Consider the following 564-nt stretch of genomic DNA (forward strand, 5'->3'; position numbering starts at 1 on the left):
ACGGTCAAACCACTTCAACTGTCGTGAAAGATGGTGCAACTGGTGCGAAAGGTGATACTGGTGCGAAAGGTGATACCGGTGCAGCAGGTAAAGATGGTAAGAACGCAACTGCAACCGTAGTGAATAACAACAACGGTACGCACACAGTGACCATCGTTGATGGTAACGGTCAAACCACTTCAACAGTTGTTAAAGATGGTGCAACTGGTGCGAAAGGTGATACTGGTGCGAAAGGTGCAGACGGTAAAAATGCAACTGCAACTATCGTGAATAACAACAACGGTACCCATACTGTGACTATCGTTGACGGTAACGGTCAAACTACTTCAACAGTTGTTAAAGATGGTGCAACTGGTGCGAAAGGTGATACTGGTGCGAAAGGTGCAGACGGTAAAAATGCAACTGCTACTGTAGTGAACAACAACAACGGTACACACACAGTGACTATCGTAGATGGTAACGGTCAAACCACTTCAACAGTTGTTAAAGATGGTGCAACTGGTGCGAAAGGTGATACTGGTGCGAAAGGTGATACCGGTGCGAAAGGTGCAGACGGTAAAAATG

The 564-nt window shown here is 46.3% G+C and carries 1 pseudogene; it reads left to right on the forward strand.

The window, feature by feature from the left end:
- Nucleotides 1-564, forward strand: a pseudogene (locus O3746_RS10360) (hypothetical protein); the annotation flags it as partial.

Source organism: Haemophilus sp. 27098_8_127, from assembly GCF_041433495.1.
Taxonomy (GTDB): domain Bacteria; phylum Pseudomonadota; class Gammaproteobacteria; order Enterobacterales; family Pasteurellaceae; genus Haemophilus_D.